At 70.0% G+C, this 16,771-nt stretch carries 17 protein-coding genes; 11 read left to right on the top strand and 6 right to left on the bottom strand.

Translation table 11 applies throughout. The features are described 5' to 3' along the window. Positions 1-19 precede the first annotated feature (19 nt). The 5 genes from AC0685_RS17480 to AC0685_RS17500 all read left to right on the top strand — a co-directional run bounded on the left by AC0685_RS17480 (position 20) and on the right by AC0685_RS17500 (position 5,416). Complete coding sequence (locus tag AC0685_RS17480; protein ID WP_478226453.1) at positions 20-1,060, top strand: LacI family DNA-binding transcriptional regulator; 1,041 nt, start codon at positions 20-22, stop codon at positions 1,058-1,060. Positions 1,061-1,138: 78 nt separating this feature from the next. Then, entirely contained in the window at positions 1,139-2,290 is a 1,152-nt protein-coding gene (locus AC0685_RS17485; RefSeq protein ID WP_478226454.1) for a dihydrodipicolinate synthase family protein, read from the top strand. Beyond that, entirely contained in the window at positions 2,290-3,096 is an 807-nt protein-coding gene (locus AC0685_RS17490) for a sugar phosphate isomerase/epimerase family protein (RefSeq protein ID WP_478226455.1), read from the top strand. The genes AC0685_RS17485 and AC0685_RS17490 overlap by 1 nt, the downstream gene beginning before the upstream one ends. Before the next feature lie 69 nt (positions 3,097-3,165). Then, positions 3,166-4,638: an apolipoprotein N-acyltransferase gene (locus AC0685_RS17495; RefSeq protein WP_478226456.1), complete on the top strand. Its 1,473-nt coding sequence runs from the start codon at positions 3,166-3,168 to the stop codon at positions 4,636-4,638. A gap of 76 nt (positions 4,639-4,714) precedes the next feature. Then, complete coding sequence (locus AC0685_RS17500) at positions 4,715-5,416, top strand: response regulator transcription factor (RefSeq protein WP_478226457.1); 702 nt, start codon at positions 4,715-4,717, stop codon at positions 5,414-5,416. Positions 5,417-5,577: 161 nt separating this feature from the next. On the opposite strand, the gene AC0685_RS17505 is transcribed toward AC0685_RS17500, so the two are convergent. The 3 genes from AC0685_RS17505 to AC0685_RS17515 are packed head-to-tail and all read right to left on the bottom strand — an operon-like array spanning position 5,578 to position 7,858. Next, complete coding sequence (locus tag AC0685_RS17505; RefSeq protein WP_478226458.1) at positions 5,578-6,693, bottom strand: ABC transporter permease; 1,116 nt, start codon at positions 6,691-6,693, stop codon at positions 5,578-5,580. Continuing rightward, entirely contained in the window at positions 6,690-7,349 is a 660-nt protein-coding gene (locus tag AC0685_RS17510) for an ATP-binding cassette domain-containing protein (protein WP_478226459.1), read from the bottom strand. Before AC0685_RS17510 ends, AC0685_RS17505 begins: the two co-directional genes overlap by 4 nt. Then, on the bottom strand, positions 7,346-7,858 hold the full coding sequence (locus AC0685_RS17515; RefSeq protein WP_478226460.1) for a P-loop NTPase family protein: 513 nt from the start codon (positions 7,856-7,858) through the stop codon (positions 7,346-7,348). Before AC0685_RS17515 ends, AC0685_RS17510 begins: the two co-directional genes overlap by 4 nt. A gap of 77 nt (positions 7,859-7,935) precedes the next feature. Here AC0685_RS17515 and AC0685_RS17520 point away from each other — a divergent pair, with 77 nt between their 5' ends. Then, a complete protein-coding gene (locus tag AC0685_RS17520) occupies positions 7,936-9,300 on the top strand; it encodes a sensor histidine kinase (RefSeq protein ID WP_478226461.1) in 1,365 nt (454 codons plus the stop codon). 221 nt (positions 9,301-9,521) lie between these two features. Then, positions 9,522-10,142, top strand: coding sequence for a TetR/AcrR family transcriptional regulator (locus tag AC0685_RS17525; RefSeq protein WP_478226462.1), 621 nt, complete (start codon positions 9,522-9,524; stop codon positions 10,140-10,142). Positions 10,143-10,533: 391 nt separating this feature from the next. Here AC0685_RS17525 and AC0685_RS17530 read toward each other — a convergent pair whose 3' ends face one another. Next, positions 10,534-11,271 (bottom strand): TetR/AcrR family transcriptional regulator, encoded by a 738-nt coding sequence (locus AC0685_RS17530; RefSeq protein ID WP_478226463.1) that lies wholly within the window; start codon positions 11,269-11,271, stop codon positions 10,534-10,536. A gap of 61 nt (positions 11,272-11,332) precedes the next feature. Between AC0685_RS17530 and AC0685_RS17535 the strand changes: the two genes are divergently transcribed. Then, positions 11,333-12,202: an alpha/beta fold hydrolase gene (locus AC0685_RS17535; protein WP_478226464.1), complete on the top strand. Its 870-nt coding sequence runs from the start codon at positions 11,333-11,335 to the stop codon at positions 12,200-12,202. A gap of 90 nt (positions 12,203-12,292) precedes the next feature. Further along, positions 12,293-12,772, top strand: a complete 480-nt coding sequence (locus AC0685_RS17540) for a hypothetical protein (protein WP_478226465.1) — start codon at positions 12,293-12,295, stop codon at positions 12,770-12,772. Here the strand turns inward: AC0685_RS17540 and AC0685_RS17545 are convergent. Next, complete coding sequence (locus AC0685_RS17545) at positions 12,721-14,211, bottom strand: carotenoid oxygenase family protein (protein ID WP_478226466.1); 1,491 nt, start codon at positions 14,209-14,211, stop codon at positions 12,721-12,723. The genes AC0685_RS17540 and AC0685_RS17545 overlap by 52 nt on opposite strands. 97 nt (positions 14,212-14,308) lie before the next feature. Here AC0685_RS17545 and AC0685_RS17550 point away from each other — a divergent pair, with 97 nt between their 5' ends. Both AC0685_RS17550 and AC0685_RS17555 read left to right on the top strand, forming a co-directional pair. Further along, entirely contained in the window at positions 14,309-15,274 is a 966-nt protein-coding gene (locus AC0685_RS17550; RefSeq protein WP_478226467.1) for a winged helix-turn-helix transcriptional regulator, read from the top strand. Positions 15,275-15,348: 74 nt separating this feature from the next. Then, complete coding sequence (locus AC0685_RS17555) at positions 15,349-15,537, top strand: DUF5302 domain-containing protein (protein ID WP_005162443.1); 189 nt, start codon at positions 15,349-15,351, stop codon at positions 15,535-15,537. Between the two features lie 100 nt (positions 15,538-15,637). On the opposite strand, the gene AC0685_RS17560 is transcribed toward AC0685_RS17555, so the two are convergent. Next, positions 15,638-16,708, bottom strand: coding sequence for a Glu/Leu/Phe/Val family dehydrogenase (locus AC0685_RS17560; protein WP_478226468.1), 1,071 nt, complete (start codon positions 16,706-16,708; stop codon positions 15,638-15,640). Positions 16,709-16,771 lie beyond the last annotated feature (63 nt).

Below are 16,771 nucleotides of genomic sequence, written 5' to 3' on the forward strand. Positions count from 1 at the left end.
ACGCCAGCTTGGAGGATCGATGAAGGCCCGCCCCCACGTGACGCTGGAAGATGTGGCGCGCACCGCGGACGTGTCGCTAGCGACCGCGTCCCGCGTACTCAACGGCACCGCCACCGTCCGGGGAGATCTCCGCGAACGAGTGATCGCCGCGGCCTCCGAGCTGTCCTATACCCCCAATGCTCACGCTCAGGCATTGGCCGGTGGCTCACAGCCCACCGTCGGGGTGATCTGCCACGACGTGGGCGATCCGTATTTCGCCGCGATCGCCGGCGGGGTCATGCGCGTGGCGAGTGAAAACGATCTTCTGGTGATGCTCGCGAGCACGTTCCGCGATCCGGCCAAGGAGGTCGCCTACGTTTCGACGCTGCGCGCCCAGCGCGCGTCGGCCATTCTGCTGATCGGTTCCGCGTTCGAGGACAAGGCGTGGGAAAAGGCGATGGCCGCCGAACTCGAGCCGTACCGGCGCGGCGGCGGGCACGTCGCCGCGGTAAGCAGGCATCGCGGGCTCAAGGTGGACACCGTCCAGCCCGACAACCGCGGTGGGGGCGCCGAACTGGCGAAGGCCATGCTGGACCTGGGGCACCGGCGATTCGCCGTGCTCGCCGGGCCGAAGGGCCTGACGACCGTCGTGGACCGTCTCGACGGTTTCGCGGCGGAACTGCTGGAGCACGGTGTCGAGCTGGCCGAGGACGACGTCTTCGAGGCGGCGTTCACCCGCGACGGCGGCTACGAGGCGATGGAGAAGGTCCTCGCCCGGCCGCGGAAGCAGTGGCCGACGTGTGTGTTCGCGGTGACCGACGTGATGGCCATCGGCGCGATGTCGGCGCTGCGCGACGCCGGCGTCTCCGTACCCGGCGAGATGTCGATCGCCGGTTTCGACGACATCCCGGTAGTGCGCGATCTCACGCCCGCGCTGAGCACGGTCGCGCTACCGCTGGAGAAGCTGGGCGAACGGGCCATGGACCTGGCACTCAAGGCCTCCCCCGGCACCCGGCCGCGGACGGTGCGGATGTCCGGCGAGGTCGTCCTGCGCCGCAGCACCGCCGCCCCCGCTCGCTGAAACCCTTGTGTGCGGCCCACGAGGTGACTTACCGTGGCCCGAGAAAGCGCTTTCTCACCCCCGCGCCACGGAGACCCGATGACCTTGATCGCCCTGCCCACCGCCGACGGCGGACTGGCGGAGTGGACGCCCCGAGGGGCGGAAACGCCCGCGAAACCGGCGACGCCGCCGACCTCCCGGATCGCTTACGCGGCCGCGCACGTGGTCGCCGACCCGCTCGCCCTCGCCGATCCCGAAGAAGGCGCGGCGCTGGACTGGGACACCACGCTCGCCTTCCGCGAGCACTTGTGGTCCTGCGGTCTCGGCGTCGCCGAAGCGATGGACACCGCGCAGCGCGGGATGGGCCTCGACTGGGCCACCACCAAGGACCTCATCCGGCGCACCGGCGCACTCGCCGCCGGACGGCCGTGGGTGGCCGGTGTCGGCACCGACCAGCTTCCCCACGGCGAAGCGACCGTCGAGTCCATTGTGGACGCCTGGCGCGAGCAGCTGGACCTGGTCGGCGAGGCGGGCGCGATCCCGGTCGTGATGGCCAGCCGGGCGCTCGCCGCGTCGGCCTCCGGGCCCGCGGACTACCATGCCGCGTACGGGAAACTGCTCTCCGGCGCGGACCGCCCGGTCCTGCTGCACTGGCTGGGCGAGCAGTTCGACCCGGCGCTGGCGGGCTACTGGGGCCACGGCGACGTCCGCGCGGCCGCGAAGGAACTGGGCAGGCTCTGCGCCGAGCACGCCGGCGTGATCGCCGGGGTCAAGGTGTCGGTGCTCGACGCCTCGATCGAGACCGAATTCCGCCGCGCGCTGCCCGACGGCGTCAAGTGCTACACCGGCGACGACTTCAACTACCCGGAGCTCATCGCCGGGGACGACCAGGGGCACAGCGAGGCGCTCCTGGGCATCTTCGACGCTGTCGCGCAGGTCGCCGGCGCCGCGCTCGCCCGGCTCGACGAAGGCGACAAAGACGGCTTCCACGGCCTGCTGGATCCGACGGTGGCGCTGAGCCGGGCCATCTTCCGGGCGCCCACCAGGAACTACAAGACCGGTGTCGTCTTCCTCGCCTATCTCAACGGGCACCAGGACCACTTCCGCATGGTCGCCGGCCGCGAGTCGGCCCGCTCCATCACGCATCTGGCCGAGCTGCTGCGCCTGGCGGACGCCGCGGGGGTGCTCACCGACCCGGATCTCGCCGTCGCGCGGATGCGGCCGCTGCTGGCCGCGGCGGGGGCGCTCTGATGGACCGGTTGAGCCTGAACCAGATCACCACCAAGGCCTGGTCGCTGCCGGAAGCCGTGGCGGGCTGCGCCGAAGCGGGCGTCCGCTGGATCGGCCTGTGGCGGGACAAGGTCGCCGAGACCGGTGTCGAGGAGACCGCCCGGCTGCTCAAGGAGTACGACGTCGGCGTGTCGTCGTTGTGCCGCGGTGGTTTCTTCACCGGGATCACCCCGGAAGGGTCCTCTGTGGACGGTGTCGCGCAGACCAGGGAGGCGATCGACGAAGCCGCCGCACTGGGCGCGGACGTCCTCGTCCTGGTCGTCGGCGGGGTGAACGGCGACCTGGCGTCGTCGAGGCAGCGGGTCGCGGACGCGGTCGGCGAGCTGGCGCCATACGCCGGTGAGCGCGGGGTCCGCCTCGGCCTGGAACCGCTGCACCCCATGCAGTGCGCCGAACGCTCGGTCCTGTCCACAGTGGACCAGGCACTGGCGGTCGCGCGGGAACATCCGGCCGACCAGGTCGGCGTGATCGTCGACGAGTTCCACGTGTGGTGGGACCCGCGGATCGAGGAGTCGATCGCCGCGGCGGCGGGCCGGATCGCCGGATTCCACGTCTGCGACCAGAAGGTGCCCCTGACCGACACCCTGCTCGGCAGGGCGCTGCCCGGTGACGGCCCGATCGACCATCGGCATCTGAAGGCGTGTGTCGAGGCCGCCGGGTACACCGGGCCGATCGAGGTCGAGGTGTTCGACGCCGACCTTTGGCGCCGCCCCGGTGGCGAGGTGCTCGCGGAGACCGTCCAGGCCTACCGGGACCACGTTTCCTGACGAAAGTAAGGGTCCCTCGCTGCCCTTGGTCCGCTGTCCGGGCGGCCGTGGTTTCCTAGCGTTCGCGGTATGAAACCACGGCTGCTCTGGTGGCTGGGCACAGCGCTGCTCCTGCTCGCCGTCCACACCGACTGGAACGTCCCGCTCGCGGCATGGGTGTTCCCGGTCTTCCTTCTCCACTACGCCCGTCTGGTCCCGCTCCGGCGCGCGATCCTGATGGTCGGCCTGTCCCTGCTGATCGGGCAACTGTTCTGGCTCGGGGTCACCGGCCTGCTGTTCGTGCTCTCCGCGCTGCTCGCCTTCACCGTGCTCGCGGTACTTCAGACGACGGCGTTCCTGGCCGATCGGCTGCTCGCCGACCGTGCCGGGCCGGTGAGGACACTGGTTTTCCCGGTGACACTCGTCGCGGGCGAGTACCTCTTCACGGTGATCACCGGCTTCGGGGACTTCGGCGCGCTCGGCAGCACCCAGGCCACGAACCTGCCCCTGCTCCAGACGGCGTCAGTGACCGGCGTGTACGGACTCACCTTCGTCCTCGCGTGGTTCGCCTCGGTGGCGAACACCGTCTGGTCGGAGGGATGGCAGCCGGTCAAGCGCACGGTCCTCGTCCACGTGTGCCTGCTCGGCGTGGTGTTCGCCGCCGGTGGCGCGCGGTTGCTGTTCGACGCTCCCACGACGGAGACCGTGCGGATCGCGGGGATCAGCCCGTCGTCCGAGGCGGACCGGTCGAGTTCCGACGCGCTGGAGCGCATCGGCGTGAAGTATTGGCGTGCCGAGGAAGTCGCCGCCGCCGACCCGGTCGCGGTAGGTACGGCGTTCGCGCCGGTCACCGACGATCTCGTGACGAGGACCGGGCAGCAGGCGTCGGCGGGGGCGAAGATCGTGCTCTGGCCGGAAACTCATGCTCGCGTCCTGGAACGGGATCAGGCGGCGCTGCTGAAGCGGGTCGGCGACCAAGCGAAACAAGCCGGTATCCACGTCGGGCTCGCGTACGCGCTCTACACGTCGCAGGCTCCCTACATCCGCAACGTGGCCGTGCTCGTCGGGCCGTCCGGCGAGGTGCTGTGGACCTACGACAAGACGCATCCGACGCCGATGGAGCCGATGCCCCCTGGCCCGGGGAACGTCCCGACCTCGGATTCGCCGTACGGACGGCTCGCGGCGGTGATCTGTTACGACGCCGACTTTCCCGGCCTGATGCGCCAAGCCGCGGACAAGGGGACCTCGCTGATGCTCGTCCCCGCCAACGACTGGCCGGGTTTCGGCTCGTTGCACGCTGAGAAGGCGGGCTTCCGCGCGGTGGAAAACGGTTACTCCCTCTTCCGGCACTCCACCCACGGGAATTCCACAGCTGTGGACAGCCAGGGCCGGGTACTCGGGCACGCCGACTACTACCGCACGGATCAGCAGACGCTCGTCGCCGATCTGCCGGTGCAGCCGAGAACACAGACCGTGTACAGCCGTGTCGGTGACGTGTTCGCCTGGCTGTGCCTCGTCGCGGCCGCGCTCTGTCCTTTATGGACATATCGAAGGAACCGTTAGCGCCCCGTTACGGAATGCGTGGTGTTCCTAACGTCATACCCGAAAAGAACAGTGTTCAACGGTTAAGCTCCCCCGCATGCCGAAACTGCTGGTGGTGGAAGACGACGACGCGATCGGCGGTGTCCTCGAATCGACTCTCCGCCTGCACGGCTACGAGGTTTCCTGGCAGCGGGACGGCCGCACCGCGCTCGCGGCCGCGGCGGACGGCGGCATCGACTTCGTCCTGCTCGATCTCGGCCTGCCGGATCTGGACGGGGTCGAGGTCTGCCGTCGGCTGAGGGCGGAGCTTCCCGGCGCCGTCCTGGTCATCCTGACCGCGCGGCAGGAGGAGATGGACGTCGTCGTCGGCCTGGAGGCCGGCGCCGACGACTACCTCACCAAACCCATCCGGCTCGGCGAGCTGCTCGCCAGGGTCCGGGCACATCTGCGGCGCGGGACGGCTCCGCCGGAGAGCAGGCCCGCGATCGCCATCGGCCATCTGCGGGTGGACACCGCCGGACGGCGGGTCAGCGTCGGCGGACGGGAGATCTCGTTGCGGGCCAAGGAGTTCGACCTGCTCGCCCGGTTGGCCGAGCAGCCGGGCGTCGCGGTCAGCCGGGACACGCTGATGTCGGAGGTGTGGGACGCGCACTGGTACGGCTCGACGAAGACCCTCGACGTCCACATCGCCGCGCTGCGCCGGAAGCTGACCGAGTCGGCGCCCACCCCCGAGCAGGCGCCGAGGATTTCGACGCTGCGCGGCCACGGCTACCGTCTCGAACAGCCCTTCGAGGGCTAGGGATCCGAGCGCGAACACCGCACTCGCGTGCTCAAGCCCGGATCTCGCGTGCTTGAACCCGGATCTCGCGTGTTTGGAGACCGCACTCATGAGTGCGGTCTCCAAGCACGCGAGTGCGGTCTTCAAACACGTGTGTGCGGAGTTGGAGCACGCGAGTGCGGCTAGTAGTCGCGCAGGTCGGAGACCTCGTCCCGGGCGGCCAGCTGCGCGATCCGCGCCGACGCCGCCACACACGACACGATCACCACCACCGCCAGCAACCCGAAGTACCCGTGCGGCGAAGGTGATCTCTCCACCTGCGCGAGGAACACGAACAGCACGCCCAGCAGGTGCCCGGCGATCAGGCCACCGCCGCCGACCACCAGCGCGTCGCCCGCGATGAACGCCGCCACCTGGCGGCGTTTCCCGCCGAGCGTGCTCACGATCAGCAGATCGCGGCGACGTTCGTTGAGCGCCGCCCCGAACGAGGGGCCCGCCGCGGCGGCCGCGAGGATCAGGGACGCGATCAGATCCACCTCGGCCTCGCCGCAGCCGTCCTTGGTGAGGGCGGTCGAGATGGCGAACGCCACCGCCAGCGCGACCAGCACCACCGATCGCGCCAGGAGCGCGCTCCGCCACGAAATGGACAGCGCGATCACGCCCGCGAGCCCCGAAACGAGCGGCCGGAGTATCCCGCCGATCGCCCGCTTCCCCTTGCGCAGACCCAGCTCCACCAACCGCCACAACAGCATCGTGCCGCCCGCCCAGCCGAACAGCGGCCAGACGAAGGCGAGCGCGAGCAGGATGAGGTCGATGCCGTAGGGCGACCACCAGGGCGGTCCGCCGTCGGCCGGGACGAAGTACCACTCGCGCAGCACCGGGGGCAGGATGGCGAGTGCCGCGACGAGCAGCCCGGCGACCAGCAAGAGAACGATTTCCCGGACGACCGCTATGCCGGTGCCGGCCGAGAAGCCACAGGCCAGGGACAGGGTCACCCCGGTCACGCCGCCGGCGAGCCCCGCCGCCGCGGCTTCGGCGGCGGCCAGTCCGAATACCTGCCCGCCGGTGGCGCCGCGGGCGCGCAGCAGGTCCTGATCCGCCCGCAGCACCCGCGCCGAGGGGGTGGCCAGCAGTACCACGAGCACCATCGCGGGTATCCAGCGCGGTGCCGGGGTCCAGGCCCAGTCGTGCACCGCGAGCAGTGTGGTCACGATCGCGACCCCGGCCGCGGGGACACCGAGCCTGGCGGGGCGCACGCGCGCGATCCCGCCGACCCACAACGCCATCGCCGCGATCACCGGTCCCGCACCAGCTTCCCGTCGACCATCCCCCAGCGCTCGCCGAACAGCCCGGCCGGGGCCTCTTCGGCGGTGGCCACCAGCAGTCCGGCGCCCAGCCGGTCCGCGGCCCCCAGGAGCCTGCCGAGGAGCCGCTCCCCCTCGCGCTGGTCGAGCCAGCCCGCCGGGTCGTCGGCGAGGATCAGTTTCGGCGCGGGCGCGAGCGCCCTGGCCAGGACGGCCAGCCGGATCTGCTCACCGGTCAGGTCGCGGGGGGCCTTCTTGGCGAAGCCCGCCAGGCCCACCAGCTCCAGCGCGCCGTCGACGGCGTCGCGGACCGCGGTGCCGGTCCGGCCGGCGAGCACCAGCGGCAGGGCGACGTTGAGCCGGACGTCGAGATCGCGCAGCAGCCCGCCGTCCTGCAGCATCAGCCCGACCAGGTCTGGGCCCGGCGGCGACGGCTCGAAGGCGGGCCAGTCGACGGTGCCCGCCGTCGGTTTCTTCATCCCGGCGAGCAGATGCAGCAGCGTGGTCTTCCCGGCACCGGCCCTGCCGGTCACCACCGCGCGAGTCTCCGCGCAGATCTCGCAGGTGACGCCGTGCACGGCGACCACGGCGGTCAGCCCGGAACCATAGGTGTGCGCCAGCTCGTCGGTGCGGACCAGTGGTGCCGTCACGCCACTCTCACGATCCGGTGCGCGGCCGCCGCGATCTCGGGGTCGCGGGTCGCCACGACGACGGCCGTCCCGCGGGCCGCGACGGCGCACAGCAGATCCATCAGTTCGAGTGCGGCGAGCCCGTCGAGTTCACCGGCCGGCTCGTCGGCGAGGACCGTCTCAGGGGCTCCGGCCAGCACGACGGCGACTCCGGCACGCGCGCTTTCCAGCGCCGACAGCGTGCCAGGGTAGTCGTCACCGCGTCCGGCCAGGCCGACCAGGTCGAGCAGGTCGTCCGCAGCGCGGAGAGAGCGGCCGGCCAGCCGTCCCGCCAGCACGACGTTCCGTGCGACGGTGAGGTGATCGAAGAGGTTGCCGCGTCTGAGCAGCATGCCGACACCAGAAGTTCCGCCGGGGGCGTCACCGCTTCCGGCGGGCAGCACGGCCACACACTCGCCCGGGACGGCGAACCGGACGAGGGGGACGGATCCGGGCCCCGGGCCTGCCATGACGGCGGCACGTCGGCGCATGGCCCCAAGGTAAGGCGAACGGGGTCAACATCGCCTTGATCTCAGGTCAACGGACGGCAAAATATCGCGTCGGGTGGGTGATCCTCACGCTCGTCGGCCACACTCTGTCCGTGCGCCGCCGGATCGTCACTCTCACCGTGCTGGCCGCGGTGCTGGCGATCACCCTGTTCGGGGCACCGCTGGCCGTCGCGGTCGCCAGGTTCCACGAGGGCAACTCGACCCACGACCTCGAACGGGTCGCCGACACGGTCGTGCTCGACGTGACCGGCGATCTCGCCAACGGCCGGGTCCCGGAACTCCGGCCGGTCAAACCGGACAAGGACCGCATCCGCGGGATCAGGGTCGCGGTCTACACCCCGACCGGCAGGCTCCTGGCAGGAAACGGCCCGGCCAGCGAAGACCGATACGTCCGCGAAGCGCACTACACCGACATGGCGACCGGGACCCGCGAAGACGAGGTCGTCCTGGCCGTCCCGGTGCTCAGCGGACAGTCGCTGGTCGGCGTGGTCCGCGCCGCCCACCCCCGGTCCGAACTGGACGCCCAGATCCGGCTGACCTGGCTCAAGATGATCGTGCTCGCCGGGCTCGCGATCGGGGCCAGCTGGCTGATCGGGCGCCGGATCGCCACCCGGCTGGCGCGCCCGCTGGAGGAACTGGCCGCCACCGCCGAACGCCTCGGCGAGGGCGACTTCACCGTCCGCGCCCGCCGGACGGGGGTCCGCGAGATCGATCAGGTCGCCGAAGCGCTCGACGTCACGTCCGAGCGGATCGGCGAGACGCTGGAACGCGAGCGGACCTTCTCCTCCGACGCCTCCCACCAGCTGCGGACGCCGCTGACCGGCCTGCGCCTGCAGCTCGAGGCGGCCTTGGAGAGCCCCGATCGCGACCCCTACGCGACGATCCGCGACGGCATCGCCTCGGCCGACCGCCTGGAGCGCACCATCGACGACCTGCTGGCGCTGGCCAAGCAGACCAGGGCCCCGCGAGCGCGGCTCGACCTGGGCAAACTCTTCGAAGAGGTCCGGCAGACCTGGCACGGCCTGCTCGCCGGACGTGGCAGGGCGCTGCGCATCAGCGGACGAGAGGCCCTCCCGGCGCGGGCGGCGGACGCGGCGGTGCGGCAGGTGCTCGCCGTGCTTCTGGACAACGCGGCGACCCACGGGCGCGGCACGGTCTCCGTCCTCGCGCGCGACGCCGGGGACGCGCTGGCCATCGACGTGAGCGACGAGGGCGCCATCCCGGACGGTCGCGATCCGTTCGCGACCGCCGACCGGACCGAGGAACACGAAGGCAACGGGATCGGGCTGCGGCTGGCGCGGAGCCTGGCCGAGGCGGAGGGCGGGCGGTTGCGGCTGACCAGCCCGTCGCCGACGACGTTCACGCTGCTTCTGCCCGCCGAACGTCCCTCACCGCAAGAAGAAGGCCCGGGCCTGGCGAGCTAGGGGGGGTTACTCGCCAGGCCGGGCCGGTAGGAGGCAAACGCGCCCCGACAGCGCGCACGGCATGCCACCTGAATGAAGACGGTAAAGACCAGCGGGCCAACAGACGGTACACGCCGGATTAACTGACACTTTGCTTTTGGATGTCACAGCGCCTTTCGGCGGCGAAAAGGGATTCGGCCGCTGCCCGGCCCCGCTGAATCGATCGTGGGAAGATTGACCACATGACCACCGAGCCGGCGCCGAGATGGCGGAGACTGGAACCGGACGAACGCAAGGAGCAGATCTTCGCCTGCGCGGCCCGCCTTTTCTCCGACCGCCCGTACTCGGAAGTGTCCACTTCGGACATCGCGGCGGAGGCCGGGGTCGCCAGGGGGCTGATCAACCACTACTTCGGTACCAAACGCGAGCTCTATCTGGAGATCATCCGGCGGGCACTGACCGTGCCGCGGCTCGCCGTCGAGATCCTGCCGGAAGGGCCGCTCGAACTGCGGGCCGACGTCGCGATCGACTGGTTCCTGGACATGGTCACCAGCCAGGAGAAGATGTGGCTGGCCGCGATCGCGCCGGAGGGCATCGGCCGCGACCTCGAAGTCGAACGGATCCTGGAGGAGGCCGATCGCGAATCGGCGGACCGGGTGCTCGAAGCGGTCGGGCTCTCCCGCGAGAGCGAACACGGGCAGGAGCTGAACGCGCTGGTCCGCGCGTTCGGCGGGATGGTCAAGGCGGCGGGCCGCGAATGGCTCGTACGCGGCTCGCTCGATCGCGCGCAGGTGCACACGTTGCTCAGCAAGTCACTGGTCACGCTGGTCGGCGAGGTCTTCCCCGAGATCCAGCGAGGCTGAGGCGCCGGCTGGGGTAATCGTGAGTGGCTATCCCCGCGACTGGAGCCGTGCGTACATGAAGGCCCCTCCAGCTACTTGAGGGGAAGGGGTCCTTCACGCGCCGCCGCTGTGACTGCTGGGGCTGATGGTGTCGCTGGGGCCGCGGATGGCGATCGCACAGTCCGTGAAGGCCTCCTTCCCTACCCTCAGGGTAGGCAAGGAGGCCTTCACGGACCTGCAACCAACTCCCGCCACATGCTGCGGCAGGTACCTGAGACACCACTCCGGCCGATACGCCACCGGTGCCATCGCTCAGGGAGAAGCCCCCGGCACCTCGAGGGGGAGGTGGGTGCCAGGGGCTTCGGGACCGGTGACGAGCACCGGTATTCCTCCACACTACGCCGATTCCCTGTCACGGCTCTGTCAAACTTCTGAGAGCGTTCAACTGGGTGAGCCTGAGTTCCAATCCGTCGAGACAGCGCTGCACGGCGTAGTCGTAAAGACGCTCGTAGTAACCGGCGGCGAGGTCAGGGTCCGCGACCAGCGCCGAAACCGACTCGCCCAGCGCCGCCATCCCCGGCAGGTCCTCGCGCGTGCGGTACGACGCGTAGCCCTCGCAGCGGTCGAGCTGGAGCGCCATCGCGCTCTCGCGGTCGTCCTCCATCGCGACGAACTGGCACGCGGTGGCGAGCAGCAGGTTGTACGCGAACGGCGACTCGGTGCCGAAGCCCGCCGCGAGGAGACGGCCGATGCCGGCGTTCATGGTCGGCACGGCGGCGGCGACCGACGGCCCGAACAGGGCCAGCCGCCGCGCCGAACCGGGATAGCGGCGCAGCACCCTCCGCACCGTCGGCAGGAACTCGTCGAACCATTCCCGCCACGGCAGAGTCTCGTCGGGCAGGGTCAGCTCGCCGACCACCCGGTCCAGCACCGCGACGACGACGGTGTCCCGGTCGCCCACGTGGTGGTAGACGACCGCGGGGTAGGCGTCGACGGCGGCCGCGAGCTGCCGCAGCGTCCAGTTCTCCAGGCCCGACTCGGCCGACAGCTCCAGCGCGGCGTCGACGATCCGGTCCCTGGTGACGGCCGGCCGTCCGGAAGCCGCACGGGACCTGGGGCGCGAACCCGCGTCTTCGGGGAAAGTCGGCATGCGGGCTACCGTATCCGCATTCGTCTGGTCGTACGGCGGGGGCTTCCGGCAGGATCGTGCCATGCCCCGCGCGCGTGTGAACGGCCTCGAACTCGAGTACGACACCTTCGGCTCCCCCGCGGATCCGCCGCTGGTACTGGTGATGGGACTCGGGGCCCAGATGGTGACGTGGGAGGTTGGCTTCTGCGAGCTGCTCGCCGACGACGGGTTCCACGTCGTCCGGTTCGACAACCGCGACGTCGGCCTTTCGTCCTATCTGGACGATCTCCCCGCGCCGGATCTGGCCGCGCTCGCCGCGGGCGACCAGACCTCCGCGCCGTACCTGCTGTCGGATCTCGCCGCCGACGTCACCGGGCTGTTCGACGCGCTCGGGTTCGGCCGCGCGCACGTCGTCGGCGCGTCGATGGGCGGGATGATCGTGCAGCAGCTCGCGATCGACTCGCCGGAGCGACTGCTCAGCCTCACGTCGATCATGTCGACCACCGGGGATCCCTCGGTCGGGCATCCCGAGCCCGCCGCGCTCGCCGGGCTGACGCGGCCGCCGGCGGCCACCCGGGAGCGGGCGATCGAAGACGGTGTCGAGTGGTTCAAGCTCGTCGGTTCGCCCGGTCACCCGTCCGACGAGGAATTCCTGCGGATGAAGGCCACCCGGAACTACGACCGGGCGAATCACCCCGCGGGCGCGTTGCGGCAGGCCGCCGCCATCGTCGCTTCGGGTGACCGCACGGCGAAACTGCGCGAGGTCCGGGTCCCGACGCTGGTCGTCCACGGCGAGAGCGATCCGCTGATCAACGTCAGCGGCGGGAAGGCGACCGCGGAAGCGATCCCGGACGCCGAACTGCTGCTGCTCCCCGGGATGGGGCACGAACTGCCGCGGCAGCTGTGGCCCGCGATCGCCGACGCGATCGTCGCGCACGCGCGTAAGGCCTGAGGGTCAGGATCCCGTCAAGAATCCCGGCGGAGACGTAGGGAAGCCGTTCACGCCCGCGACCCGTCCGGTGACGCGGTGTTCCCTGGACGGATGAGGAAAACCGAGTGTTTCGGCTTCCCGTTCGGATGTGTCGCCGTCGTCGCCGCGGCGTCGGCGGCCGGGCTCCTCGGTTCGGCGCGACATCACGTCTTTTCCTTGCCGGCTTTGAGTTTGGTCGTACTCGTCACCGGTATCGCGACGAGCGCGACCGCGACCGCCGGGACGGCGGTGATCGCTTGGGGTGTCCATTCGGGATTCACCGTCGGAACGCTGGGCGCGCTCCAGTTCACCGCCGAGACCGGCGTCGCCGCGGTCGTCTTCGCCGCCGCGACCGCGATCGGCTCACTCGCCGGAGTGGTACGGCGTCGCCTGGCGGCCACCATGCCCGAGTCGCCCCACCCCCTGGAAGGGGCGACTCGGACGCGGCTTTCCGGCCCTGCGCCTGCCCACACCCCTCCGGTGGGCGGGCACGAAGGGGATCATCGGGTACGGGAAGGTTCCAGCTGGTCCGCCCGGACCCAGGTAGCGTGAAAACCGAGCGGGACACGCTGGGGCAACAGGACCCTGGCCACGGGTCCGGCAGCGAGATCGGCGGCGTCGAAGACGTCCAGCTCCGAGCGACCCTCACGCTCGTCCTGGACGAAGGTCACCAGATAGCCGTCGTCGGAATCGGCGGCCGCTCCGTCGCGAGGTGCGAACGGCGCCTCACTGCCCCACCGGCCAGGACCGAAACGGTGTTCCGTCTTGACGTCGGCACGATTGTCGTAGCACACCAAGCCGTCGAACTTGAGCGTCGAATCCGGCGAGATGTGCACCGCGTAGGAGAAGCGATTCCGGCCGCCGACCACCCTCGAGTCGACGGACGGAAATTCGGTGTTGTCGTCGTCGAGCTGGTTCTCCAGGCACTGCCCGGTCCGCAGGTTGAACCGGTAGCGGTGCAGCGAAGCGTCCAGCCGCAGGTACGACAGCATCTTGGCGAGCGGGGTGTGCGCGTCGGCTGCCGGGGTGGCCAATTGATCATGCGGCCGCTGCACGCGGCAGACGTCGAGGACGATTTCCTCGCCTTGCTCCCAGGAATTGACGACGTGGTAGATGTAGCAGGGGCTGGCTTCGAACCAGCGGATCTGGCTACCGTTACCGTAGCGAGGAAGCACCCCGAACCGGCTCGGCAGTGAACGGTCGAAGAGCAGCTTGTGCCGTCCGTTACGAGCCGCCTCCATGTCCTGGACCAGCGGCAAGTCCATCAGGATCGCGTAGTTCTCGGTGATCGCCATGTCATGCGGCAGGCGCGGGCCGGGAAGTTCGATCTCGGTCGTGCTCGCGACCTTGCCGTCCGCGCTGATCACGCCGTAACGCAGGTACGGCGGCCGCGGCCCGTAGTCGAACCAGAACATCTCGCCGGTGCGCTCGTCGACCTTCGGATGCGCCATCATGTCGCCGGCCAGTGTGCCGAGGAAGTCCTCCGCGCCCAGCGTCTCCAGCGACAGCGGGTCGACCGCGTACGGCGTGCCGCACAGGTACCAGGTGGAGAGCACCTTGCCGCGATGGAAGATCAGGTCGGTATTGGCGCTGTCCTTGACGTTCAGGCCGTGCGTGTTGCCGAACGGGTTGCCCTTGGGCGATTCCATGACGCCCTTCCAGAGCGCCCTGCCCGCCGCGGATTCGGCCTCGAAGGCCTTGGTGCGGATCCAGCGGTTGCGGTAGCGGGCCTTGCCGTTCTCCAGGTGGACGGCGTGGATCATGCCGTCGCCGTCGAACCAGTGGTAGCGCCCTTCGGGCTTGAACCGGGGGTTGGGCCCGTTGCGCAGGTACACGCCGTTCAGATCCGCGGGGATCTCGCCGATGACCTCGAGATCGCTCGCGTCGATCTCTTCCCCGACCGGGGCGTAGACGCCCATCAGATACGGGTTGACCTCGGCTTCGCCGGCGGCGGCTGCCACCAGCACCGGCTGTTCGGAGGTACTGGCCATGGCCGAGACACTACGATTGCTGTAGTCAGGTGTCAATAGGCTTCTACTGCTGTAGTCAGTAGTACGCTGACAGCGACACCCCCTCGGAAGGAACCACGTGACAGAGGCGACGGCGCAGCGCGTCCGGCCGGCGGGCGATCCACTGCGCCACGCGCTCGAACTGCTCGGGGACCAGTGGACCCTGCTGATCCTGCAGAGCCTCTTCCTGCGGTTCCGCCGCTACGAGGAACTCCGGCTGCGGCTCGGTATCTCCCCCACCGCGTTGTCCGGGCGGCTGCGCGCGATGGTCGAGGCGGGCGTGCTCGTCCGCACGCCGTACCGGGACGCGCGCCGCACGCGGCACGAGTACCGGCTCACCGAACGCGGCCTCGACCTGTGGCCGCTGCTGATCTCGATCTGGGCCTGGGAACGGGAATGGGTCGAGGGACGGCGCGCCGTGCTGCCGACGCTGATCCACCTCGACTGCGAGCTGGCCACTTCGGCGCCGCTCGGCTGCGCCTCCTGCGAACGGCGGGTCGACGCCCGCGACGTCCGCGCGCGACGGCTCGACGACACCGGCGTCGTCGAAGCGACGGCGTCGAAACGCTTTCGCCGCAAGGACGCCGAATCCCTCGCGGGCGATCCGCTGATGTTCTTCCCCGACACCATGGAGCTCCTCGGAGACCGGTGGTCGACCGGGCTCGTGGTGAGCGCGCTGCTCGGGGCTCGGCACTTCTCGGAGTTCGAACGCGAACTCGGCATCGGACCGAGCGTGCTTTCGGGACGGCTGTCGAAGCTCGTGGACGTCGGCGTACTGCGGACCGGGACCGCGAAGACCCGCACCGACGCGCACGACTACCGGCTGACGGCGAAAGGGCTCGCGTTCTTCCCCGCGCTGGCCTTCATCGCCGAGTGGTCGCGGGGTTTCGAGGTCCCGGGTCAGGAGCCGGACATCACGCTCGACCACGTGGACTGCGGTAACCGGCTGAAGCCGATCCTGCTGTGCGACCACTGCTGGCGGCCGCTGCTGCGCGACCGGGTCCGCTTCGGCGGCCCGGTCCAGCTGCCCACGCCGCCCAGGTGACGTAAATCGACTCGCCAAGCCGGTCGGTTCCTGACAGGGTGAGAACGTCACATGTCGTCACCTCGGAGGTAGCAATGACTGAACCGGCACCGTCCCCAGCGGATGGCGAAGAGGACGACACCAAGCGCAAGTTCCGCGAGGCCCTGGAGCGCAAGCAGGCCCAGGCCCGCTCGGGCTCGGCGCACGAGAACGGCGGCGGGAAGAACCTGCACGCGCACGGTCCGGCCGCGAACAAGCGCACCTTCCGTCGCAAGAGCGGCTGAGTTCTCGCACCCTGCCGACCCACGGCAAGTGCCATGAAAGGTCCTTTCCTTGCGAAATTTGCAAGGAAAGGACCTTTCATGGCGTTACCGGACGCGAGAGCTACACCGTCAGGATCGACCGCAGTCCGCCGACCTCGGCCATCCGGCGCTCGGCCAGCCGGTCGGCCGCCGTCGACGGCGGCACACCGTCGGCCTTGGCCAGCGCGAACACCGCCTTGGTGGTGTCGAAGATGGCCGTCGTCTTGCGCTTGGCGCGCGCGAAGTCGAAACCGTGCCGCTCGTCGTCGACCTGGATCACGCCACCCGCGTTGACCAGGTAGTCCGGCGCGAAGAGGATGCCGCGGTCGTCGAGCTGCTTGCCGACGCCCGGGTGTGCGAGCTGGTTGTTGGCCGCGCCGCAGACGATCTTGGACCGCAGCACACCGACGGTCTCGTCGGTGAGCACCCCGCCCAGCGCGCATGGCGCGAAAACGTCGAGCTCGGTGCGGATCAGCGTGTCTATGTCGGCGACGACCTCGACGCCGGGGTACGCCGCGCGGGTGCGCTCGATCGCCGCGGGCGAGACGTCGGTGATGACCACCTGCGCGCCTGCCTCGATCAGGTGCCCGACGAGGATGTGCCCGACCTTGCCGACCCCGGCGACGCCGACCTTGCGGCCCGCGAGGTCCGGAACGCCCCAGACGGCGTCCGCGGAGGCACGCATTCCCTGGTAGGTACCGAAAGCGGTGAGCACCGAGGAGTCGCCGGCGCCGCCGTTCTCCGGCGAGCGGCCCGTGACGAACTCCGATTCGCGGGCGACGATGTCCATGTCCTGCACGTAGGTGCCCACGTCGCAGGCGGTGATGTAGCGGCCGCCCAGCGACTGGACGAACCGGCCGAAGGCGCGAAGCAGCGCTTCGGTCTTGTGCTTCTGGGGGTCGCCGATGATGACGGCTTTGCCGCCGCCGAGGTCGAGCCCGGCGAGCGCGTTCTTGTAGGCCATCCCCTTCGACAGCGCGAGGACGTCCGCGAGGGCGGCGTCTTCGGATTCGTAGGGGTAGAAGCGGGTCCCGCCCAGTGACGGCCCGAGCGCCGTCGAGTAGACCCCGATGATGGCCTTCAGGCCGGTGGCCTGGTCCTGGCAGAAGACGACCTGTTCATGGCCCGTTCCCTGGCCGAACACTTCGGTCACTGTGGTGACTCCTTGTCCTGGAGTGCACGCTGCTTGTGGCTCACGTGCGAAGTTCCTGCAACA

Source organism: Amycolatopsis sp. NPDC043889 (genome assembly GCF_056435645.1).

Excerpts from the sequence above, each read along its gene's own strand:
- AC0685_RS17515 (WP_478226460.1), bottom strand. The coding sequence starts at position 7,858 with ATGCGCCGACGTGCCGCCGTCATGGCAGGCCCGGGGCCCGGATCCGTC.
- AC0685_RS17495 (WP_478226456.1), top strand. The coding sequence starts at position 3,166 with ATGAAACCACGGCTGCTCTGGTGGCTGGGCACAGCGCTGCTCCTGCTC.
- AC0685_RS17535 (WP_478226464.1), top strand. The coding sequence starts at position 11,333 with ATGCCCCGCGCGCGTGTGAACGGCCTCGAACTCGAGTACGACACCTTC.
- AC0685_RS17500 (WP_478226457.1), top strand. The coding sequence starts at position 4,715 with ATGCCGAAACTGCTGGTGGTGGAAGACGACGACGCGATCGGCGGTGTC.
- AC0685_RS17530 (WP_478226463.1), bottom strand. The coding sequence starts at position 11,271 with ATGCCGACTTTCCCCGAAGACGCGGGTTCGCGCCCCAGGTCCCGTGCG.
- AC0685_RS17555 (WP_005162443.1), top strand. The coding sequence starts at position 15,349 with ATGACTGAACCGGCACCGTCCCCAGCGGATGGCGAAGAGGACGACACC.
- AC0685_RS17525 (WP_478226462.1), top strand. The coding sequence starts at position 9,522 with ATGACCACCGAGCCGGCGCCGAGATGGCGGAGACTGGAACCGGACGAA.
- AC0685_RS17545 (WP_478226466.1), bottom strand. The coding sequence starts at position 14,211 with ATGGCCAGTACCTCCGAACAGCCGGTGCTGGTGGCAGCCGCCGCCGGC.
- AC0685_RS17490 (WP_478226455.1), top strand. The coding sequence starts at position 2,290 with ATGGACCGGTTGAGCCTGAACCAGATCACCACCAAGGCCTGGTCGCTG.
- AC0685_RS17540 (WP_478226465.1), top strand. The coding sequence starts at position 12,293 with ATGAGGAAAACCGAGTGTTTCGGCTTCCCGTTCGGATGTGTCGCCGTC.
- AC0685_RS17480 (WP_478226453.1), top strand. The coding sequence starts at position 20 with ATGAAGGCCCGCCCCCACGTGACGCTGGAAGATGTGGCGCGCACCGCG.
- AC0685_RS17485 (WP_478226454.1), top strand. The coding sequence starts at position 1,139 with ATGACCTTGATCGCCCTGCCCACCGCCGACGGCGGACTGGCGGAGTGG.